Origin of the sequence: Arthrobacter sp. UC242_113, assembly GCF_044054585.1 — a bacterium.
In the GTDB taxonomy this organism is placed as follows: domain Bacteria; phylum Actinomycetota; class Actinomycetes; order Actinomycetales; family Micrococcaceae; genus Arthrobacter.
Map to the genome: position 1 here is coordinate 2,665,248 of NZ_CP171968.1, position 22,036 is coordinate 2,687,283.

Annotated in this window: 11 protein-coding genes and 1 pseudogene; 4 read left to right on the plus strand and 8 right to left on the minus strand. The window is 63.9% G+C overall.

Translation table 11 applies throughout. From position 1 onward, the window contains the following. Positions 1 to 78 precede the first annotated feature (78 nt). The gene (rox, locus tag ACHMXB_RS12115; protein ID WP_395398563.1) at positions 79 to 1,521 is read left to right on the plus strand and encodes a rifampin monooxygenase; all 1,443 of its coding nucleotides are present in this window, start codon (positions 79 to 81) and stop codon (positions 1,519 to 1,521) included. 22 nt (positions 1,522 to 1,543) lie between these two features. Here rox and ACHMXB_RS12120 read toward each other — a convergent pair whose 3' ends face one another. Next, positions 1,544 to 2,143: a dihydrofolate reductase family protein gene (locus tag ACHMXB_RS12120; protein WP_395398564.1), complete on the minus strand. Its 600-nt coding sequence runs from the start codon at positions 2,141 to 2,143 to the stop codon at positions 1,544 to 1,546. Between the two features lie 627 nt (positions 2,144 to 2,770). Between ACHMXB_RS12120 and ACHMXB_RS12125 the strand changes: the two genes are divergently transcribed. Continuing rightward, entirely contained in the window at positions 2,771 to 2,935 is a 165-nt protein-coding gene (locus ACHMXB_RS12125) for a hypothetical protein (RefSeq protein ID WP_395398565.1), read from the plus strand. 121 nt (positions 2,936 to 3,056) lie between these two features. On the opposite strand, the gene ACHMXB_RS12130 is transcribed toward ACHMXB_RS12125, so the two are convergent. The 4 genes and pseudogenes from ACHMXB_RS12130 to ACHMXB_RS12145 form a co-directional block, all read right to left on the minus strand. After that, the gene (locus ACHMXB_RS12130; protein WP_395398566.1) at positions 3,057 to 3,614 is read right to left on the minus strand and encodes a hypothetical protein; all 558 of its coding nucleotides are present in this window, start codon (positions 3,612 to 3,614) and stop codon (positions 3,057 to 3,059) included. Positions 3,615 to 4,334: 720 nt separating this feature from the next. Further along, a pseudogene (locus ACHMXB_RS12135) lies at positions 4,335 to 5,421 on the minus strand (S1C family serine protease); the annotation flags it as partial. A gap of 302 nt (positions 5,422 to 5,723) precedes the next feature. Continuing rightward, complete coding sequence (locus ACHMXB_RS12140) at positions 5,724 to 6,149, minus strand: hypothetical protein (RefSeq protein WP_395398567.1); 426 nt, start codon at positions 6,147 to 6,149, stop codon at positions 5,724 to 5,726. 1,271 nt (positions 6,150 to 7,420) lie between these two features. Continuing rightward, on the minus strand, positions 7,421 to 9,580 hold the full coding sequence (locus tag ACHMXB_RS12145; protein WP_395398568.1) for a S8 family serine peptidase: 2,160 nt from the start codon (positions 9,578 to 9,580) through the stop codon (positions 7,421 to 7,423). Between the two features lie 414 nt (positions 9,581 to 9,994). On the opposite strand from ACHMXB_RS12145, the gene ACHMXB_RS12150 reads away from it, so the two are divergent. Both ACHMXB_RS12150 and ACHMXB_RS12155 read left to right on the plus strand, forming a co-directional pair. Continuing rightward, positions 9,995 to 12,208 carry an S-layer homology domain-containing protein gene (locus ACHMXB_RS12150; RefSeq protein WP_395398569.1) on the plus strand — a complete coding sequence of 738 codons (2,214 nt, stop codon included), beginning with the start codon at positions 9,995 to 9,997 and terminating at the stop codon, positions 12,206 to 12,208. A gap of 982 nt (positions 12,209 to 13,190) precedes the next feature. Continuing rightward, positions 13,191 to 14,465 carry an RCC1 domain-containing protein gene (locus ACHMXB_RS12155; RefSeq protein ID WP_395405250.1) on the plus strand — a complete coding sequence of 425 codons (1,275 nt, stop codon included), beginning with the start codon at positions 13,191 to 13,193 and terminating at the stop codon, positions 14,463 to 14,465. 40 nt (positions 14,466 to 14,505) lie between these two features. Here ACHMXB_RS12155 and ACHMXB_RS12160 read toward each other — a convergent pair whose 3' ends face one another. The 3 genes from ACHMXB_RS12160 to ACHMXB_RS12170 form a co-directional block, all read right to left on the minus strand. Next, positions 14,506 to 16,026, minus strand: a complete 1,521-nt coding sequence (locus ACHMXB_RS12160) for a polysaccharide pyruvyl transferase family protein (protein ID WP_395398570.1) — start codon at positions 16,024 to 16,026, stop codon at positions 14,506 to 14,508. 137 nt (positions 16,027 to 16,163) lie between these two features. Continuing rightward, complete coding sequence (locus tag ACHMXB_RS12165; protein WP_395398571.1) at positions 16,164 to 17,153, minus strand: glycosyltransferase family 2 protein; 990 nt, start codon at positions 17,151 to 17,153, stop codon at positions 16,164 to 16,166. A 133-nt stretch (positions 17,154 to 17,286) separates the two neighbouring features. Then, positions 17,287 to 21,837 carry an S-layer homology domain-containing protein gene (locus ACHMXB_RS12170; protein WP_395398572.1) on the minus strand — a complete coding sequence of 1,517 codons (4,551 nt, stop codon included), beginning with the start codon at positions 21,835 to 21,837 and terminating at the stop codon, positions 17,287 to 17,289. Positions 21,838 to 22,036: the final 199 nt, after the last annotated feature.

Below are 22,036 nucleotides of genomic sequence, written 5' to 3' on the forward strand. Positions count from 1 at the left end.
CGCCCGGGGGCTTGCCGCAAGGCCCCCCACCCTCAGCCAGAATGGTTGGCCGCGGCAAGTTAGGGATTGGGGTTTCACATGTTTGACGTGATCATTAGCGGCGGCGGGCCGACGGGGATGATGCTGGCCAGCGAGTTGCGGCTGCACGGGGTGGACGTGCTCGTGCTGGAGAAAGACGCTGAGCCGACCAGCGCGGTCCGCTCGCTCGGCCTGCACCCGCGCAGCATCGAGATCATGGACCAGCGCGGCCTGCTGGACCGGTTCCTCGCGCAGGGACAGCAGTACCCGGGGGTCGGCCGCTTCGCCGGGATCGACAAACCCCTGCCGGCGGACCTGGACACCGCACACGGCTACATCCTCGGCATCCAGCAGCCGGTCACCGACCGCCTGCTGGCGGAGCGCGCCGTCGAACTCGGTGCACAGGTCCGCCGCGGCTGCGAGGTGACGGGCTTCGAGCAGGACGACGACGGCGTGACCGTCGAACTTGCCGACGGCACACAAGAACGCTCCAGCTGGCTGGTCGGCTGCGACGGCGGGCGCAGCCTGGTGCGCCGGCAGCTCGGCATCGGCTTCCCCGGGGACCCCGCCACGAACGAATGGATCCACAGCGAGATGGAGGTGGCCACGCCGCCGGACGAGCTGGCCAAGATTGTGGACGAGGTCCGCAAGACCCACCGGGGGTTCGGCGTCGGCCCGGCCGGGAACGGGCTGTTCCGCGCCGTGGTGCCTGCGGCCACCGTTGCCGAGGACCGCTCGGTCCCGCCGTCACTGGAGGAGCTCCGGACCCAGCTGCGGGCCCACGCTGGCACGGATTTCGGCGTCCATTCACCGCGCTGGATAACCCGCTTCAGCGACGCCACCCGGCTGGCCGAACAGTACCGCGCGGGCCGGGTGTTCCTCGCCGGCGACGCGGCGCACGTCCACCCGCCGCTAGGAGGGCAGGGCCTGAACCTCGGCATCCAGGACTCCTTCAACCTCGGCTGGAAGCTCGCCGCCGAAATCAACGGCTGGGCGCCGCCAGGGCTGCTGGACACCTACTTCGCCGAGCGCCACCCGGTCGCCGAAGGCGTGCTGACCATCACCCGCGCCCAGAGCGAACTGATCTCCCCCGATCCCGGCCCCCAGGCCGTGCGCCGTCTGCTGGCCGAGCTAATGGATTTCGACGACGTCAGCCGGTTCCTCGCCGAGAGGATCGCCTCGACCGGGGTCCGGTACGACTTCGGCGAAGGGCCCGGGTTACTCGGCAGGCGGCTGCGCGACATCCCTTTGTCGCGGGGCCGGCTCTACGGGCTCACCCGCGAAGGCCGCGGGCTCCTGCTCGACCAGACCGGCAGACTCTCCGTGGCGGGCTGGACTGACCGGATCGACCACGTGGCGGACACCAGCGCGGAACTGGATGCCCCCGCGGTCCTGCTGCGGCCGGACGGCCACGTGGCATGGATCGGCGAAGACCAGGACAGGCTGCTCCCTCAGCTGGAACGATGGTTCGGCGCCGCCACCGAAGGCAGCGAAGACCACTAAAGGCCGACGGCGGCGGCTGGCCTTAGGCCGACGCCGGGCGGTAGCGCAGCAGCGCGTTGCCAGATCCCGGGAACGCCCGGACGTCCAGCAAGGAGAGGTTTGCCGGGCGGAGGAACAGGGGCAGGCCGGACGTGAGGGCGGCCGGGCTGACGGTCAGATGCAGTTCATCGATGAGCCCCTGGGCCAGCAGGCTGTTCCACATGATGCGGCTGGCGAAGATCAGGATGTCTCCGGTCCCGTTGAGTTTTTCCTGTTCCAGCCAGTTGCCCACTTCGTCCCGCCGGACGACGGTGGTGGTGGCCGCCCAAGGGTGGTCCGCAGGGACAGTCAGGGAGTCCGACACCACGACTTTGGCTACACGATTGTAGAGGCGGCTGGTTTCCCGGTTGTCCGGACTCAGCGCGCGGTTGCCGGGGTCCTCGGCAGCGTCAGCGATGGCCGGCCAGTAGGCGCCGAATCCTTCAAAGGATGTCCTGCCCAGCAGCACCGTTCCCGCCGACCGCAACCGTTCAAGGTTGTAGGCGTCGAACGTCTCATCCATGTTGAGCACCGTCGGGTTCCCGCTTTGGTCAGCGTAGAAGCCGTCCAGGGAGACGATGTTGTTGACAACAGTCCGGCGCATACACGAATCCTAGACGACTCCATGGTTCATTTGGCGGCCGGCAGCAGACTGGGCTAGGCAGGAACCCCGTCCCCGGAGGGTGGACGCAAGACCACCGCCACCGGCCACTGCAAGTGTCCGCAAGTTTCCTTGGAAGAACCATGGAGTTCCTTGGAAGGTCCCAGGGAAGAGCGGTTTGGCGTCCGGACTGAACCTGCCCCGACCGCACCGGTGAGGGGACTCCTTGAGTGGAGCCCCCGGCAGCTCCGTAAGGTCCCGAGGGGTTTCCGTAAGGTAGCGCTGCCAAGCTGTCGGCATCTGGCTGGGGAGTTAGACCGTAACTCATTCCAATCAGTGAGCCGGGTTCGGCAGAGCAGCCCGGCGGCCCACTTCGCTTCAGGACATGAAGGCCGCCCACCGGCCGTGTCACTGATGCGCGTCATGGATTGGACTGCGGAAATGCCTCTCACCAGCAATGTGGCTTGGGACACACAATCAGAACCCGTCAAGGGCCGGGACTCCGGTCACCGCAGTTGGCCGAGACGATCCACCGGTTCGTGTCACCGGACGTCGGCCGAACTATCCCAAAAAGCCGAGTACGACGGGGAAGCCGCCGCCCCGTCCGCCGCACCAGCGTTGGGAGGGCTTATGCAGTTTCAGCTCAGGCGCCTCCTCGGTGAAATCCTCGCGCAGACTGACCTCGAACCCCATATCCGCGCGTCACTGCTGCGGCACACGGCATTGCACCCGGAGAATCCTGGGCTGGCCCTGCTTTCCCACCTGCAGGATGTCCACGCACCGGACGACCTGTAACGGGAGACTGGGAGGGCTGTTGGTTGTGAAGTGATGGGCGGACCCAGGACGACGGCGGCACTTGCGGTGCCGCCGTCGTCCTCCCAGTCGCTAGGCAGTCAGCGGTGAAGACCGCGGACTCTTACTTGTGGTGGTTGTTATTCACCCAGATGTCCACGGTGTCGCTCCGGGAGAAATCGGACGAGCCGTTCCCGTTCCCGTGGCCCCGATGGTCCTTGTCCTCCACACGGATCCGAACAGTGTGGTAGACCGTTACCTTCTTCTCGCCGCGGTCAGCAGTTACCTTTTCCACATTGACGATCTTGTCGTGGTGGCCGGAAACCGAGACGGTGTCCCAAGCGTCCCCGATTTTCTCGGTGTCATGGCGGTCATGCTTCTGGAACATCTTCTGGTTGTAACGAACATCGGCGTCCTTGTCGCAGTGAATCTTGAAGGCGAACGCAACCCGTACCTCACGGTCCTTCCGGTTATCGCGGCTCATGGCGTTCCGCCCATGGTCCTTTTCGTAGGGGTCGAGCGCCTTGACGGTGCACTCGGCCTTCCTGGAATGATCGTTCGATGCCGTAGCTGGTGCGGCCAGGGCGATGGGGCCAGCGAGCAGACCCAGGGAAACTGTTGAAATCATCGCGAACCGGGCGGCGAAGGAATGGCGGCTACGGATCATCGGAGTTGTGGTCATTTCTTGCTCCTACATTTTTCTGCAATTTATTGAGGGCGGGCAGCGCTGGCCGATCCCCTTGCGGTTGGCAGGCTGAGTCAGCCATTTGCCCCGTTAAATTAAAAAAGGCTCCCGTAAGCTACGGGAGACCTGGGGGCCGGATTCGTTTTCAAGGTTTCCCTGTGATCCGGTACTTTCATATTGTACGCCCGACTTCCGACGGGGGCACCCATTTCCACTGGATTTCTTTGCGGGGTTCCAGCCCCTTCCCCGCTTAGATTCAGATGGCCATGGGTATCAGCTCCCCGGAGGATCGGCCTTCCCTTACAATTTGACATTATTCCCAGGCATATTCTGAGCAACTCGGAAAATAGTGCCTATGCAATATTCGAATGCTTCGAATCTGGATTCTGATGCAGTGATTTATTGTGGCCGCACCTGGCAGTGCAGCATGAGATGCAATGAAGAGTGGGCGCAGATTCTATTGTCCGCGTGGACTCTCCGTTTGCCTTGCCGCGTAGGTGCCTCTGTACTTAGAGGACTTATCCAATTACCTACACTAAACGACGTGCAACTAGATCGCACCCGCAGTGAGTACTCGTTTTTCAGCCCGACCACTACTTGTTTGCACGCGCAGCGGAGGCCTGGCATCTGCGCCGTCACTTACCTCGCAAAACCGCCGGTGCCAGCAGAGCCGGTTCGTCGGCAGCTACGACGACGACGATGCGCATGCGCATCGGCTCAGGACGCCGCCCCCAACGTGATGTCCGCGGTCTGCTTCTGGCCGTCTCGCTGGAAGGTGACCTTCACGGTGGATCCGGCGGCATGCTCGCGGGCGGCGGCCGTCAGCTCGAAGGCGTCGGCCACGGTCCGGCCCGCCAGGCCGGTCACCACGTCGCCGGCTTTCAGCCCGGCCTTGTCCGCCGCGGACCCCGAAGTCACTGAGGCCACTTCGGCGCCGGCAGTGAAGTCCGACGACGACCCTGACGTTTTGTCCTGAACGGACAGTCCCAGCTGGCCATGGGACGCCGTGCCCGTGGAGATGATTTCCTCCGCCACCCGCTTCGCCTGGTTGATCGGGATGGAGGAGCCAACACCGATGTTGCCGCCCGAACTCGACGAGGACGATGACGATCCCGCCGACGCGATGGCCACGTTCACCCCGATGATCCCGCCCTGCGCGTTGACCAAGGCGCCGCCCGAGTTGCCCGGGTTGATGGCTGCATCCGTCTGGATGACGTTGATGCTGAGGGAGTCCTGCCCGGAGACCGAAATGCCGGACTGTGAACCGAACGGGCTCTGTGACGAGCTTCCGTCCTGCGAGAAGGACCGCCGGACGCGGCGAAGGACTCCGTCTCGATGGTGCGGTTCACGGCGGAGACGATGCCGTCCGTGACGGTGCCGCTGAGTCCCAGGGCCGCACCGATGGCGATGGCGGTGCCGCCCACATTGACTGCGCCGGAGTCACCGAGCGTGGCAGGGGTCAGCCCGACGGCATCGATCTTGATGACGGCCAGGTCGGACAGGGGGTCCGTGCCCACGATGGTGGCTTTATATACCTGGCCGTCGTTGGTGCGGACCTCGACGGCGGCATCCGCCGCCGCGCCGTCCAGGGTAACTACATGGGTGTTGGTGAGGATGTGGCCGTCGGTGTCCAGGATGATGCCGGAGCCGGTGCCCCCGGAGCTGCCGGAGCTGACGCTGATGGTTACCACGCTGGGGAGGCCTTCTGCGCGGCGGCGGTGACGGCGTTGACGCTCTCCGTGTTGTTGACGATGACGGGGCTGATCGCTGCCTGAGCTGCTGTGGTCGTCGCGGCCGGCGCGTCCCCTGAGGATCCTCGGTGTAAGTGTCAGGATTGTGGCTGGTCTCCGTGTGCATGTGTGGCTCCTCAGGGCTACCGTTCCGATGGTTCCCAGAGCTTCTCCCCAATCCTGTCCGCCAGGGCTTTGGCCCTTCTGTCGCAGTGGTGTGATGAGGCTGTGAAGCGGGCTATGGTGCATGCACGGCAGAAGCGGCCTCCGCAGGCGCGCAGGAGACCGCTTCCTTTATTTGATTTCCCAGGAACGGTGGTGAGAACGCCCCTGCGGAATCAAACCGTTGGTGCCGCGCTTGGTCGGCTACATGAGACTAGTGATACCTGGGCGGGCAGTACCCACCCTTGCCCTCGTCATGGCCCTTGCCCTTGTCGTGGCCGTAGCCCTTGTCATGGCCCTTGCCCTTGTCGTGGCCGTAGCCCTTGTCATGGCCGTTGTGATTGCCGTGGTCGTGATGGCCGTGGTCCCGGCGCGGCTTGTGGTGGTGGCGCCTGTTCCAATTGCGATCGTGCCCGTCGCAGTCCTTGCCGTTCTTGTTGTAACCCTCGTGGTCGTAGCCCCACTGGTCGTAGCCGTTGTGGTCGTAGCCATTGCTGTCGTAGTTGCTGTACTGCGTGGACGAATAGGTCGTCTTCGACCCGGTGTCCGCAGAAGCAGCTCCGGCAGTGAGTGCCGCGCCGCCAAGGGTCAGGCCTGCGGCGAGAACAGAGGTGCTGAGAAGGCGAGTTGCTGTGTTCATTGAAGTGGTTTCCTTGCGATTTGTTATTCATAAGGAGCCGTAGAGCAGAAGGGTGCGCAACTCTGCGATCATGCGTCATCTGGCCGCACTTCACCCTGCAGGTACTGTCTACGGTTATTTATCCAAGCGGACGATTACGTCGAATCAGCGCCGCATAGTGGACACTTTTCCCATGGCCATAAAACATTGGACAACGAATAACTTTGTGCCTGTTGTTTGACAAGCCCTGGTTGCAGGTGAGCACAATATGTGCCCTGCGGGCTGGCTGCTCAAGAACAATGGAGGGGTTAATGCTGACCCAAACCAATGAACTGAGCAGTCATCCGATTCTTTCGGCTTTCCCCGATACTCCGGGGTTGAAAACTACGCTACCGGCGAAATCCAATATTGAAAAGACCAGATTCGCTATTTGATCAAACTTTTTTCATTGCGTGAACTAAGCATGATTTGGACATGCATAATTGCATTACGTTCCAGCGCTTAGAACAGCGCACAACGTTTGCCAACTTCTAATTGCGCGTGGCTGGGAGTGCCGCCCTCGGTGTGCGGGACTAGCGCTGTGGGTAGATGGGGTGCACCGGATCCTTGGGTTGCGGGTACTTGGGCAGCTCGCCGTGGCATTTGCCCTTGTCATGGCCGCTTGCCTTTGTCCTTGCCCCAGTGCCGCCAGTGGCCGTTGCAGTCCTTGCCTTGGCGGTTGTGGCCAGGCTTGCCCAAGCATTTTGTCGTAGCTCCATACCCACCAAGGCACAAGCTGAAAGAGCTTTCTTCTTATTACGACCCATATTTTTTTGTGAGAATTTCCATCCAAAGCAGATATTCCGCCTTGTCCACGCATCCACATTTTCCGTCAGCGCATTCGGCGCGGCAAGAAAACAAAGTGCGGCAAACCCAAGGAACACCGCGGGGATGCATCTTCGTGCTTTTGCTTTGATTGTGACTGCACCTCACCGTGCAGCGTGTAAATGAAGAGTGAGCGCGGAGTCCATCACTGGTCTGTCCGCGCAGAAACTCCCATCTGGGCTTGCGGTTCTGCCCCTGTGACAAGAGGACTTATCGGACTACCTACCCTAGGTGAGGCGCAACTAGAGCGCACCCACAATGAGTACTCGTTTTTCGGCTTCACCCACTACTTGTTGCCTCGGGCACGCGATGACCAGCAGGTATGCCGTCACCCGCTCACAATGAGGCTTGCAAATGCATCGAAGCGTGACGGACCGCAGGTAACAAAACAGTCCTAGGACTTGGGCCCAGCACGTTTGCGCTGAGAACTATCCCCAGCCGCCGCCCATCCGGATGCGCGGAAACCAGGCGCCGGCGCCGGTGCCGGGGTACAGCCAGAGGACCCCGGCGGCATCCACGGCGAGGACGTCGTTCCTGCCGTCACCGCTGAAGTCTCCGCGTCCGGCGATGGTTGGCATGGTGTTCCAGCCGCCGCCCAGACGGATGCGCGTGAGCCACCCACTGCGGCCGTTGCCCGGGTACAGCCACAGGGTCCCGGCGCTGTCCCGTGCAAGCAGGTCAGCTCTCCGGTCGCTGTTCATGTCGCCCGGCCCCACAAGCGCGGTCATCACGTTCCAGCCACCGCCCACCCGGACACGCGGGAACCAGCCGCTGCGGCCGTTGCCCGGGTACAGCCACAGGGTCCCGGCGCTGTCCCGTGCAAGCAGGTCAGCTTTGCTGTCGCTGTTCATGTCGCCAGCTCCCACGAGCGAGGTCATCACGTTCCAGCCACCGCCCAGCCGGACGCGCGGCAGCCAGCCGCTGCGGCCGTTGCCCGGGTACAGCCATAGTGATCCCGTCGTGTCCCTGGCCAGCACATCTGCCTTGCCATCGGTGTTCATGTCGCCAGCTCCCACGAGCGAGGTCATCACGTTCCACCCGCCGCCCACCCGGACGCGGGGCAGCCAGCCGCTCCGGCCGTTGCCGGGATACAGCCACAGTGTGCCGGTGCTGTCCCTCGCCACGGCGTCGGCCTTCCGGTCGCCGTTCAGGTCACCGGTGGGCACCAGCATGGTGATGCGGACGCGATCAGGGAGCACCGCCGCGGCGGCATCCAGCAGCCCGGCGCCGCAGCCCTGCGGGCAGCCGCCCGGGATGGCCCTAGCAGTCCGCTGAAGGCGGGCTACGACGGCGGCCGGTGCCGCCGTCGGGCCCATTTGGGCCATGAGAAGCGCGGCTACAGCGGACACGTGCGGCGCTGCGGCGGACGTGCCTTCGGCGTAGGCGTAATTCTCGATCTCCGGCGTGTCCGAATCGTCGTGGGTCAGGGACGGGATTCCGCCCGACGGATCAGCGGACATGTCGCCCCCTGGGGCGGTGATGTCGACGCCGGGACCAAAGTTGGAATACGGCGCCAGGGCGCCGCTGGGGCCGCTGGCTGCGACGCTGACGACGTTCGCGCAATTGGCGGGGGTTGATTTGGAGGCCTGCGTCATCTCGTTGCCGGCCGCCGCAACCACAACGGATCCCCTCGCCGTAGCGGTGTCAACGGCGTCCTGGAAAGCGCGGGGGCATTCTGGCAGCAGGCCACCCAGGCTCAGATTGATCACCCGGGCCGGGTGCGGGTTGTTCGGCACTCCGTCCACTGTGGCTCCCGATGCCCAGAGGACGGCATCCGCGATGTCCGACGTTTGTCCGCCGCAGGGCCCCAGCACCCGGACCGGCAGAATCTTCGCCTCAGGGGCAACACCTGCGATGCCTTCGTTGTTGCCAGCGACGGCGGCGATGATGCCGGCCACGTGGGTGCCATGCCAGGAGGACGGCATTGCTGCTGATCCGTCAGCGCACTGCCCGATGTCCGTCGCGTCGCCCATGTCGGTGGCGTCGGGGTCGCGGCCGTCGTCATCGCGGGCCTCGTCGGGATTGGAGATCATGTCGTAGCCGTGCAGCATGTTCGCGTCCAAGTCAGGATGGCTGGTAATGCCTGTGTCGATGACGGCCACTACCTGGCCGGCACCCTGGGTGACGTCCCACGCGCCGGTGGCCCTGATGCCACCGATTTCCGCGGACAAATTCCACTGGAGGGGATAAAAGGTGTCCTGTGGGTCGGAGGCCTTCGCCTGCAGCTTGACGTCCGGCTCGGCGTATGCAACTGAAGGGTCCGCGCGCAGCGAGGCCAAAAGCTTCTTGGCATCGCCGCCGCCCAGTTCCTTGCTGGTGCGCACAACACGTGCTCCGCCGGCCGTTGCGCGGAGATCCTTCGCCGTGGCCCCAAGCGTGGCCGCCGCCCGGCCGAAGGACCGGGCGCGGAGAGATGATCCGGACCGAGCCGGGTCCTTGAATTTCACGATGAACTGGTCCGTGGGCGGGGTGACAACCGAAGGCGTGCGAGGGATGGAAGGCAGCGGCGGTGTGGTGTCATCGGCGGCCGATGCAGAAGGCGCGACGACAGCAGTTGCCATGAGCGCGGCGATGCCGGCAGACGTCATGAGGGCAGAAAAGCGTGTTCGGCGCATGACAAACATCGAGACCATCCTGTCCGGCGTCCTTCCGGCGCTGCTGCCGGGACGCAATCATGGGACGCGGCCCCCGCCGCGTTCAGGATGAGTCTACGGGGAGTGTCAGAGGGATTGCGAGGCGGACTGCAGTTGCCGGGCACAGGGAAATCGGGCTGATCTAGGTGAATTGTTACAGCAGTGCGCGGGCACGAGGATCGCGGCAAGTATACTTCGGCTAATTCATTACGCCCTGCGGTCCATTATCTCTGATCTCGGGGATATCTGCGCCGTCACAACTGAGGGCCATGGGGGCGGAAGCCATTGGGGGAAAACTTGCAAGCTACATCTGTGCGCGGCCGTCGTTTGTGGCGGCTTGCAGCCCTTCTTTCGGTCGTTTCTCTGTTGGTGACAGGAATTTCACCATCCAACGCCGTCGACGCCCCGCCTTCCAGCCTCTCCGAGGAAACGCCGGCGGTGTACGCCGATGCCCGGTCAGTGTCGGGTGCCCGGTCCTTCAGGGACGTGCCGTCCTCCTACCCTTTCCTTAAGGAGATCACCTGGCTCGCGGCGAACGAAGTAACAACTGGCTGGCCGGACGGCACATTCCGGCCAGTGACGCCGGTGAACAGGGATGCGATGGCAGCGTTCATGTACAGGCTTATGGGCAAGCAAGCCTTCGCGGTTCCAACCACACCACCGTTCGCTGACGTCCCACTGGGTAACCAGTTCTACAAGGACATCGCCTGGCTGTCCTCCAGCAAGATTTCGACTGGCTGGAAGGAAAGAAGCGGAGTCACAACCTACCGTCCCTTTGTCGCCGTCAACCGGGATGCCATGGCTGCCTTCATGTACCGGATGGCTGGCAGCCCGGATTTCACCCCGCCGTCCACATCACCCTTCGCGGATCTCAGACCCACCACGCAGTTTTACAAAGAAATAACGTGGCTGAATTCCACAGGCATATCCAAGGGGTGGGACGAAGGCGGTGGACGGAAAACATACCGGCCGCTGCAGCCCGTCAATCGCGACGCGATGGCGGCATTCATGTTCCGATTCACAGCCCGTGATCAACGGGTCTCGCCCGGAAGGGACATAACCGCGAATCTTGGCCCGCGAGCTGCCGGCCATGCCTCGGCCCTGGTCCGGCTGACGGTCAGAAACGCAGGCAGCAGTGCCACGGTCTCAATCGGCGGGGCGCCGGCGCTCAGCGTCGCAGCCGGTCATTCCGCCTCGGCCACAGTGCTGACACCGCTTGCCAATGCAGCAGCGACAATCAGCGCCACCTCAGAAACCAACGTACGGGCAGACCTCATCGCCACCTTCGATGGTCGCCCTGAGTCCCCCGGTTCCACCGTTGCCCTTGCCCAGCCGATAACTCGGGCGGAGACCCGGCGCGGCCTAGCCGGGTCCTCCCTATCCTCTGCGCCCATTGAGATCGGCCTGACCGGTCAGGGCGGTATCCCTGCATCCAGAGTCCGGGCGGTCTATGTGACCGCCACCGTTGATGCCAGCGAGGACTCTGCGCTGCTCCTGGGCGGTCAGCGACTGGACGTTCGTCGGGGTGCCACAACTATCACAACGATCGTCACACCAAACGATGCCGGATCCGTTGAGGCCTCCCTGGCGAACGGATCGGGTGAACTTCGGCTGGATGTGCGGGGGTTCATTCCGGATGCAGCATCCAGCTCATCCAGCATTAACGTGGCCGGCAGCTTTGTACCGGCAGCGTCGGGCCCGTTCCAAAAGATCGACGTCGCGTCTGGAAAAGCCATGGCCTTCGAAGCACCTCGATCCGGGGACAGCGCCGTGGTGCTGGCGCTCGTGTCCGCTGCTCCGGCCCAAGATACTCCCGTTCTGGCCACAAGCGGCGCTGAAGTAGCGGCAACCAGCGGAGCTGTAGTGGATGCCGGTGCTGGTGCTGCCCCACAGCTTGCCTTCATACCGGTGGCCTCCGGCGGACCGGAACTGCACGTCAGCGCGGGAGCGGTTTCTGCCGGTGTCATTCCCCTCGGCAGTCTGCTGTCAGCGGAAGCATCGCAGGGGGACGCCGTGGCGCCGGCAGTGACGATAACGGCGCCGGCACCCCTCGCCAGCCTCGATTTGAGCGACACGGGAATGTTCAGCATTGAGGGCAACGTGGAGTCGCCCCAGATGGGCCTTCGCTCCATGGTCGTGTCAGTCGCAGGAAACACTGTGGGTGTACCCGCAGTCAGGCAGACATCAAGCGGCAGCCACTGGAGTTTCGACACCAGTGTGCCGGCCTCGGGCACTTATGCCTTTGAAGTCCGGGCAACGGACCGGGCAGGGCGCACGTCTTCATCGAATGTCTCCGTCACGGCGTCGCTCCCGGCGGCCTCCGAAACGGTGGTGGCAGACGAACTCGTCGTTCTGGACGCGCCCGGCGCCAGCGCCGCGCCCTCCGCGGTGTCAGCCAAAGACGTGACCTTCGCGGAACGGCCCGCAGTCACTCCTGGTGACGTCATCGTCTCGGCACCAACCCCCCTCGGCGCCGGAAGGAATCCTGCGCCGGGTTACCTCGCTGGACGAGACCGCAGCCGGGTGGGTAGCAGGAACCGCACCCGCAGCGATTACGGACGCCATACGCCAAGCGAACTTTGACCAGACAGTCGCACTGGATGACCTCGACGCTGCCGCCATAGACCAGAACGTCGGCCCCGGCGCCGAGGACACGGCAGGCGTGGAAGTAATCGACGACGGCGGGCACGCTGTAGGCGTGGCCACAGCCGAGAACGTCGACCTTGCACCATACCCCAACGTTGGTGCCCCGCAGACACTGAGCGTTGCCGCCCAGATGCAGCGCCTGAACATACAAACTCAGGCGACCACCGCTGGCGCAGCACCGGACAACGGCGCGGCGCTGGACCACACGGAGTCCCTCACCCTGACGGTCCAGCACGACTTCGAAACGGGCCAACCCAAGCGCGATCTGTCCGAAGCATCCAGCGCATCCATGGCAGCAAGCAAGGCTGCCATTAAGGCAGCCGGGGGCATTTCCCTGACAGGCAAGGCGCAGCTGGGACTCGGCGTGCGCCTCGTGTCCGACATATCTTCGTCATTCAACTGGGGAAAGATCGAGGTCACCGTCCACGACTTCAGCTTCGTTCTGGTCACTTCGGCCAAAGTGAAATTCAGCGCGGAAGCCTACCTCAGCGTGGAAACCACCGAAGCGCTGAAGAAGCGCATCGCGCAGATCAAACTTAAACCCACTGTGTTCTTCGTGGGCCCCGTACCCGTCGTCATCACCAACACCCTCGATGTGTCATTCGAAAGCAAATTCTCGGCCCAGGTGGCAACCAAGGTCGAGGGAGCTGTCCAACGGACGCAGGACCTGGGTTTCAAGTATTCAACGGCCCGGGGCCTGGAGAACAGAAGCACTGAACCGAACACCACGTACTCCACACCGGTTTTCGGGAGAAACGGTGACGCTGAGGTATCCGGCGCCATCGAAGCGAGCGTCGGACCTACGGTCGACGCAATCACCAAGCTGTACGACGTCGGCGGCCCGGCTTTCATCGTCGGCATTCAGGGAGGAGTGCTCGGCGAAGTCACCGGGGACGCCTCAGGGTACAAATTCGCAGTTATGAGTTTCATCGAAGGAACGCTCAGAGTTGGTGTCCGGCTGTCCATTCCGATCATCGACAAGACACTCGTGGACAGTGTCCCGCTGTCTATTTCAAAGCGGTTTGTCCTGGACCGCTGGGTGTGGGATCTGGCAACGGCATTTCCCCCGGTCGGGTCGACCGACCCCGTGCCGACGCCTGAACCCGATCCCCCGGCGGAAGGGTCACCAGAACAGATAAAGGCCGTCTCGGGCGGGTACTCGGCGGCCTACAGCCTCACATACGGCGGCAAGGTCCAGGCCTGGGGTTACAACGAAACCGGTGCACTCGGGGACGGAACAACGGCAAGCCGCACGCTGCCGGTAGATGTCTCCGGACTGACGGACGTGACGGCAATCGCTGGCGGGACAGGTTCAGCCCACGCCGTTAAATCCGACGGGACCGTCTGGTCCTGGGGGTACAACGACGGCGGAACGCTCGGCGACGGAACCACCACCACCCGGCTCCAGCCCGTACAGGTCCCCGGGCTGACCGGCATCAAGACCGTGGATACGAGTTACTACAGCGTCTACGCCCTGGACGCCGATGGAACCGTGTGGTCGTGGGGTCACAACTGGAACGGTGAGCTTGGCGATGGAACAACCACCAACAGGCTGCTTCCGGTCAAGGTCCTCGGACTCACCGACGTCACGGCGATCTCCAGCGGTTGGGGAAGCGTCTATGCCCTGAAGAAGGACGGAACAGTCTGGGCATGGGGGAAGAACGTAGTAGGCGAGCTCGGCAACGGAACGGAAACTGACTCCCCCGTTCCCGTTCAGGTCCTGGGGCTAGACAACGTCAAAGCCCTGGCCGCTGGCGCCGGGAGCGCCTACGCGCTCAAGAACGACGGAACAGTGTGGTCCTGGGGCTACGGCCTGCAAGGGCAGCTCGGAGACGGAATCAATGACCACCGAAAAACTCCGGTACAGGTGTCAGGGCTGACCGACGTGACCAGCATCGCAGCCTTCAACTCGACCGCCTTCGCAGTCAAGGCCGATGGCAGCGTCTGGGGCTGGGGGTCCACCTACTACGGCCAGCTTGGGATTTCAACCGCATGGCCCTGGTCGAGGGCTGTTCCGATGCAACTGGACGGCCTCGCCGGCGTCAAGTCCGTGGCGTCGGGCCACACTGCGGCGTATGCGCTAGGGACCGACGGTGTGCTACGCGCCTGGGGCGACAACCAGTACGGCCAACTCGGTGACGCCACCAAGCAGTCCAAACTGTCGCCGGTTGTGGTGGGTCACGCTGCCAGCTGATGCCCTGAGGCCGACGGCGAAGGGGCGGCGTTAAGCCGCCTCAGGGCCGTCGGCCCCTGAGCCGTCCCACGGCATGGGCGCTTCGCCGGAGGTATGTCGCCATTCTGAAGGACCGCGAGGACAGAATGGCGTCCCGTTCACGAACCAGTTCGGCATGGTCTCGGGCCAGAGCATCGCGCTCGGACCTTACATCGTCCAGTTCGGTCCACAGGCGGCCGATGCTGCCGCTCAGGGCACGGAACAGGGTCCTCTGCTCCTTCGCCTCTTCGGACCAGGAGCCTTCTGCGGCCAACTGGCTTACTTCTGCCAGGCCGGCGGGAGTTTCCGTTTGTGCGCCCGTCAGCACGCCGGCCACGCCATCCCACCACTCCTGCTGACTTTGCACAACGCCGGGGAGTGCGTGCGCGAGATGCTGGCGGATTTGCTCGCGCCGCGACCAAGCCTCCGCTATTCCGCTGTCCATGGCCCCGGAAGCAAGGCTGGGGAGGGGAAGGGACCAGTCCCCCATGCCCCAGTTCCCCATCGCTCCGTGCAGGCGGACATCTGAATAGGCATCGTTGGATACGGCCACCACTGGCACTCCTGCCGCCAGACCGAAGACAGCCGGGTGGTAGCGGTTTGTCAGTACCAGTTGGGCCGCTTTGGTGATTGACGCGGCTTCACCCACCGGGAGCACGGGGAGAGTCCTGAGGCGGCCGCTGCGGGAATTCTCGACGAGGATCCGGTGCGAATCATGGTCGCCGCCCGAGTCCTCGGACCCGAGAGGGCCCATGTGGGGAAGAAGGTACACGGGCAGACCGGTCAAATCGGCGGCACGATCGAGGACGGCGGCCAGTGCCGGGAGGTTGCTGCTCCCTTCCCGCCATGCGTCGGGGCCGAATGTAGCCGCGATGTACTGCCCGTCCGGCAGCTCAGGTCCATGCCGGTCCGTGAGAGCATCCACTTGGTCCGACGGAGAAGGCATCTCAATGAAGCTTCCGTCGTCAAGGACCCTCACCAACTTTTCAGGTTCCAGGCCGAGTTCCAGCCCCAAAGCGTAGGACGATGGCTCGCGGGCGCCTACGAGGGCGGCGGAGACCAGCAGCTCCTGAAGAACGGTGCGGTCCTGCGGCAGCAGCGCGGGCCCGAACGTCTGGCCACTGACCACCAGTGGCTTTCCCAACTGTTTTGCGATAAGCGCGACGGCGGCGCGTTCGTACAGCAGCCAGCCGAACAGGGAGTTCATGTTGCCCCCGCCGGCGATCAGCACGCCGTCGGCCTCCCCGATCGCTTCGATGACTGACCACGCATGGTCAGCGGAAGGCAGGGCCGATCGGTCGCCGGCGGCGGCCCGCCGGACCAAATCGAGATGGCGGGCCCGTTCCGCGGGAGGCCAGGGAAACTCGACGGTTTGGGCAGCGCCCACCCCGTAGAGCCGCGAGCTCTGTACCGGGTCGCGGGACAGCAGGACAAACTCGGCGTCCATCCGCTTTTTCAGCTCGTCCACGGCGGCGACAGCCATGGCCTCGTCCCCCACGTGGTACGCAGCCTGGCCGAGATCCCCTTGAACAACAATCTTCACTTAGATGTCCTCTTCCGGCCCGCGGCGCGTGGGTGGTCGACGGCAGGCTGATACACACCTGTCCCGTGGACAGGCAAATGAGATGAAAAACTGGCGAAGAACCGGGCACATCGCCCGGCTCCTCGGTCGGCTGGCCCCTACCGCTGACGCAGGCGGTCCTTCAGGCGGCGGTAGCGCCGGCGCAGCAGGCTCACCAGGCTTGCGTCGCTGATGGCCTCCTCCAGCAGGCGCAGCCGCTCCTCGGACCGGGCGGAGCGGTCGATGAGCTCCCGGAGCAGCCCCTCGGAGTAGTTCTGGCGGTTGTGGAAGTGGTGCGCTTCCGTGTCCTGGTGCTTGGTGACATACAGGAGAGCACCCAGGCCGGCCTCGGAAACGTGACTGCGCAGGTGCTTTTCGCGGACGGCGCGGTCGAAGTCCTGGTGCGCGGTGTCCGAGACGATGACGCTGTTGCCGAGGTCCCCGGTGGATTCGCGGCGCTGGTGCCAGAAGGCCAGCGGCTCGCCGTCGATGAAGCCGATCCGGTGGGACTGAAGGACCCGCAGCTGGAACTCCCAGTCGCCCACGACGTCCAGGTCCTCGTCAAAGTAGCCGACCTCGTCATGGAGCGCCCGGCGGTACAGGAGCGAGATGGGCACGCACCTGTTGTGCCTCAGCGTGTCGAAGAGCGTGATGGCGCGGATGTCCGCGCAGAAGATTTCGCGGCTGGTCTCTTCGACGCTCTCGCCGACGATCCGCTCATAGACGATTTCGGTGCGGACGGCGGCTCCGGCGTCATCCGTGGCGTCCAGGTGCGCCACGGTGCGGGCGAGGAAATCCGGGTGCCACTTGTCGTCGTCGTCATGGACGGCGATGTACTCGGAGTTCGAGGCCTTGATGCCGGCGTTGGACGCCGCTTCCATGCCCCGCCCCACCTCATGGTGGATCACCAGTACCCGCTCGCCAAGTTCGTCGCGGTATTTCTCGACGACGGGGTCCACTTCGCTGGTCCGCCCGCCGTCGTTGACCAGCACCAACAGCCAATCCGTGAAGGACTGCGCCAGCACGTCGCGGATGGCACGGTCCAGGAGCAGCGAGCGGTTCCTGGTCCGCATGACGATGGCCACACGGGCAGAGGGCATGACTGACATGGCTGTATTGACCTAGCGTGAGGGAGATGATGTCACTTGAGGATATCCGACGGCAAGCTGCCGCACATTCCGGTTACGCATCAGGAACCCGGATGTTTCGGACAATGGCCTCGGGGACAGAAATTGCGGGTCTTTACCCTCCCTGCAGCACCGGAATCGGCAAACTACTATTCGTCGTGGTCCCGTTTCCGAACTGACCAAACGTGTTGGATCCCCACCCGTGAGCCTCTTGGGTAGGGCCTAGTGCGAGCGTATAGTCCCCCGCGGCTGCTATGTCTGCCACATTGGACACTCCGGCGACATGCAGCGGGCTGGGCTGGGCCGGATATGTGCTCCCGTTTCCCATTTGGCCCTTCCAGTTGCTACCCCAGGTGAAAACCGAACCATCGCTTCCCAAAGCCACAGAATGGCTCTGAGCGGCCTGCACATCCACGATTCCGGAAAGTTCGGGGATGAGCAACGGCGTGCGCTGCACTTGGTTGAAGCCAGCGCTCCCATTCCCGGTCTGTCCGTAATAGTTGTCCCCCCACCCAAACACGTTTCCGTTGCGGTCCAACGCGAGCGAATGGTTGGCGCCGGCCGAGACTTTGACAATATTCGAGAGCCCTTCGACCTTGACGGGAGTGCTTACATTTTCAGTTGCACCATTGCCCAAGATGCCTTGGCCCCAGGCATAGACGTCCCCGTCGGTTGTCACTGCCAGTGAGTGGAAGTCGTTGGCAGAGACGCTGGCAACATTCGTGATGCCTGCTACCAGTCCCGGAAGGAGCTGGTCATTGGTGGTGCCGTTTCCAAGTTGACCGTATGCATTAAAACCCCAGGAATAGAGCTTTCCGTCCTCAGTAACGGCCAGACTGTGCGCTCCCCCCGCTGCAATCTGAACGATATTTGGCGGTGTGTCCACGCGAACTGGGGTTAGACGGTCCACCTTCGTTCCATCGCCCAACCGACCAAACTCGTTGTAACCCCATGCGTAGACGACACCCTCGCTTGTGAGGGCCAGTGAATGATTTCCGGCTACGGACATCTGCTTAACATTCGATAGTCCGGCGACTGCGACCGGGGTTAGCCGATCAATCTTAGTGCCGTCCCCCAACTCACCGGACGGGTTAGCTCCCCACGCATACATCTTTCCCTCTGCGGTAAGGCCGAGAGCCGAATGAGGTCCGGCAGCGATGTCCTTGAATACTTGGGCAACCGGAACCGGAGAAGGCCCAGGAGGAGTGGGGTCGGGTGCCGGCGTTTGTGGCTCCTCTGCCCCCGGGAAGGTGGTGGCATAGTCCCATTGCCAGGATTTGATTTTCCAGGTGTAGTTGCCGCTGACGATCACTGCGTCGAGCAGCTTCTTTTCAATGATGGGAATGGTGAGTTCCACGCCGATGATGACGTCACCTCTGATGAAAAGGGACGCGTCGACCTTGTTGCCGGTCGTGGCCATGGTGATCGATGCGGAGGCCCCTGCCTGTGCGCCCAAGGTCAGTGTGGGCCCGGCGAAACCGTAGATCAGGAGACCTGCCTTGAGTGTGGGTCCAAAGCCCGCCTCGACCTTTCCGGTCACCGCGGCGGTCCCGTTCGGCCCGAAGACCGGCGTGCTGAATTTCGTGACCGGACCGGTGTCCACGCTTCTGAAACCGCCGTTGGATGTGTAGCGCACGCCGAAGTCCTGGGTGCGCTCAACCCCGAGATCCACCGTCAGGGACGTCTCAGCCGAAAAATTGGCTTCGAGGTAAACGGTGCCGCCCGGCCTGATCACAACTGGAATAGTGAGGACGACGAACGTGATCGGCGCCATCTTGAGGGTGGCCAGCTCGTGTTTCATTCGGTTGTTAGTGGCGGTTTTCAAGAACGCACTTGCCGTGGCTTTTGCGCTCATCTCCGTATGCACGATCGTTGAAAATTCTTCGATTTGCACCTGGGGCCCGCCCCAACCCCACTGAAGGCTGGTCTTGAGCGTGAAGGTCAGGGTGAACCCAACTTTCGCTTCACCGCTGAGTGAGACTCCGGCTGAGGAGGCGATCGCAGCCTTGGCCTTCTGAATGTTGGATTCGGACGTCTTGCCCACCGATAGGCAGCCCTTGACGACGTCGCAGGTAATCGTGTCCTTCAACGCGATGTAGCTGGCGAACTGGCGGGTTTCATCGATTACCACCGCGAGGGGCGCTATCCCGGCAGGCCGGAGTGATTGAGTCGTCATTCTTGCCGGCGCAGCATTGAGAGGAACGACTTCGGCATCAGCCCAACTGGCTGTGGCTGTATCGGTATAGGTGTCCAGGGAAACGTCTGACCCGGTCTCGACCGTTGCAGCCGGAATTCCTTCGTCCTGCACCGTGAGTCCGGGGGAGTTGTCGCCGTCGGCCCCTGTTTCAGTGGTGGCCAGTCCCCTGCTGCTATCCAGGGGCACTTCCTGGCTGAAGTCGACCTGCAGGAACACATCAGCCAGTGTCGCCGGGGTAGTCGTTGCGACGGTGGAACTGCCCACCTGGTCAACGGCGGATACTTGACGCAGCAGTCCGTCCGGGGCGGCGGCGCTGGGCCCTTCGACGATGATCTGGCCAACAGCGAGGTCCGGGCTGTTGGCCACCGTCACCGAGGTGGGAGTGACGGACTGTACGGGGTTCACCGCCTCGTCCAGCTGCACAGCATCAGGGGAAATGATCTGCGTGGAAGCAGTCGGCAGAACGGCGTTCACCAGAAGGCTGGATGAACCGGTGCGCCCGGCCCTGTCCGTGGCGCTTACCGTGAAACTTAGCTGGCCGCTCTGCGGAAGGCCCGTCTCGAAAGACCAGCGGATACCGCCCGCGGTCTGCCGCACTTTCGGTGTTCCCACGGCTGCCCCGCCCACGGTTACCAGCATTGCCGCAACATGGGCCGTGGACGACGCCACCGTGCCTTCCAGTACAAGCTTCCCGGTCTCGCCAAGATCCACGCTTGCCGAAGACGCGGGGGAAGTAATGCTTACTTCCGGCGCCGGACCGGAGGTAACGGGCGGCGCCGCGAGAAGGGTTCCCAGCGGAAGAGCGACGGCGGCGGCAGAGCCGGCGCCGATCCTCGCCGTCGGCTGGCCCTTCTGCAGGGGAATGAAGGCCAGCTGGGGCTGGGCGCCGCGGCCGGCGTCAATCACTGCACCTCCGACCCCGGGAGTGGAACCCGGAGCGACATCGAGGACACCGGCGGCCGCCCCGCCGGATTCTGCAGAAACCAGCATCAGCGAGGCCTCGCTGCCGGCAGGGCCCTCCTGGGGAATCGGAGTGCCCGCTGACGTGGCCGTGAACTTTTGGGGCGTTGGTTGGCCTGCCGGAACGAAGCTTCCGGCCACGTTCACGTTCGCTGCCTCCTGCGCGGCATCGGTGACGTACCCGCGGACGTCCATCCGCAGCGATCCCGTCCCTGTGCGCAGTGAAGCGCTCACGGTCCCGGCTTCGGACGGCAGCAGCATCGTCGTGATGGACGTCACTCCCGCCCCGACGCTGAGGTCCTGATCATCGAGCCTGAGAACGTCCGGGGCTGCCAAAGTGACGGTCGCGGTAACGAACACAGCCCGCACCTCCGTGGCCGGCACTCCTCCGGCTCCCGTGACGCCGACGTCGAAAGGGGCTGTCGAAAGCTGAGAGCCGGCGAGCTGCCGGTCCGTGTCGGCGCGCGTGACCGGGGCAGGCAGGGCGATAGTCGATCCGGGAACCGTCCCGGCCCCGTCAAACGTGGCGATGAGCTGAATCGTGACCTGTGTGTCGTTCGACGCGGAGACGGCGATGGCCCCGTTAACCAGCGGCGCCAGTACGGTCGTGGAGGCAGAGGTTCCCTTGGGAACAGTGACGGCGGGAGCGCCAGCCACGCTGACAGTGACGGCGTCGTTGGCATCCTTCACCGACAGCCGCACCAGGCCGGCGCTGTGGCCGGTGGCCAGCGGGCCGAGATGCACGGTGCTGGCGGTCCCGGCAGCAAGTGGCCGGGACCGCACCAGGAACCGGTACATGAACGCCGCCATCGCATCGCGGTTGACTGCCTGCAGCGGCCGGAAGGTGCCGTCCGCCCACCCGGTGGAGACCCCGGTGGAGGCGAGCCAGCCGATTTCCGTGCTGAACGCCCGGCCGGCCGGAACATCCCTGAAACGGGTTCCGGTCGAGGCGGGGAGCACGGGTTTTCCGGCGAGACGGTACATGAACGCGGCCATCGCGTCCCGGTTCACGGGCTGCACCGGCCGGAAAGATCGCCGGTTACCGGACTCCGCCCAGCCGGTGGAGATGCCCTCGGCCGCCAGCCAGGTGATCTCCTTGTAGAACAGGTAGCCCGGGGCCACGTCCATGAAGGGCGACACCTTCGGGGGCGTGAACGCGGGTTTTCCCGCCAGCCGGTACATAAAGGCAGCCATGGCGTCCCTGTTGACCGCCGTTATCGGCTTGAAAGTGCCGTCCGGCCAGCCGGTGGAGACACCGGACGCGGCCAGCCAGCCAATCTCCCGGGCGAACGCTGCACCGGTTGGAACATCCTTGAATGTCTTGCCGCCGGCGCCATCCTGAGGGTACTGCGCGTCGGAGTAGACCGCCGCCGGGGCAGCCGTGTCAACAACCGGTTCAGCGGCGGGATCAACTGCACCGGCAGAGACCGCTCCTGACAAGGCCAAAGCCACGGAAACTACACCGGCGCTGAAACCCGCGAAGGCTCGCCTGAACGTCGCACTGAACATGATTCCCCCAAATCGGCGCCGCTCAGGGCGCAACCGCAATCCAAGCAGACCCTCTACCGGTCCGAAGTCCCAGTCGGGCCCGGCATCCTCGTGAAGCGGAGGAGAATCGGGATCAGGCTACAGCTCACACAGCCACGCCAATAAGCCCAAACACCGGGGGACCCAAATATGACGCGACGGCCTCCGAGCCATTAGCCGC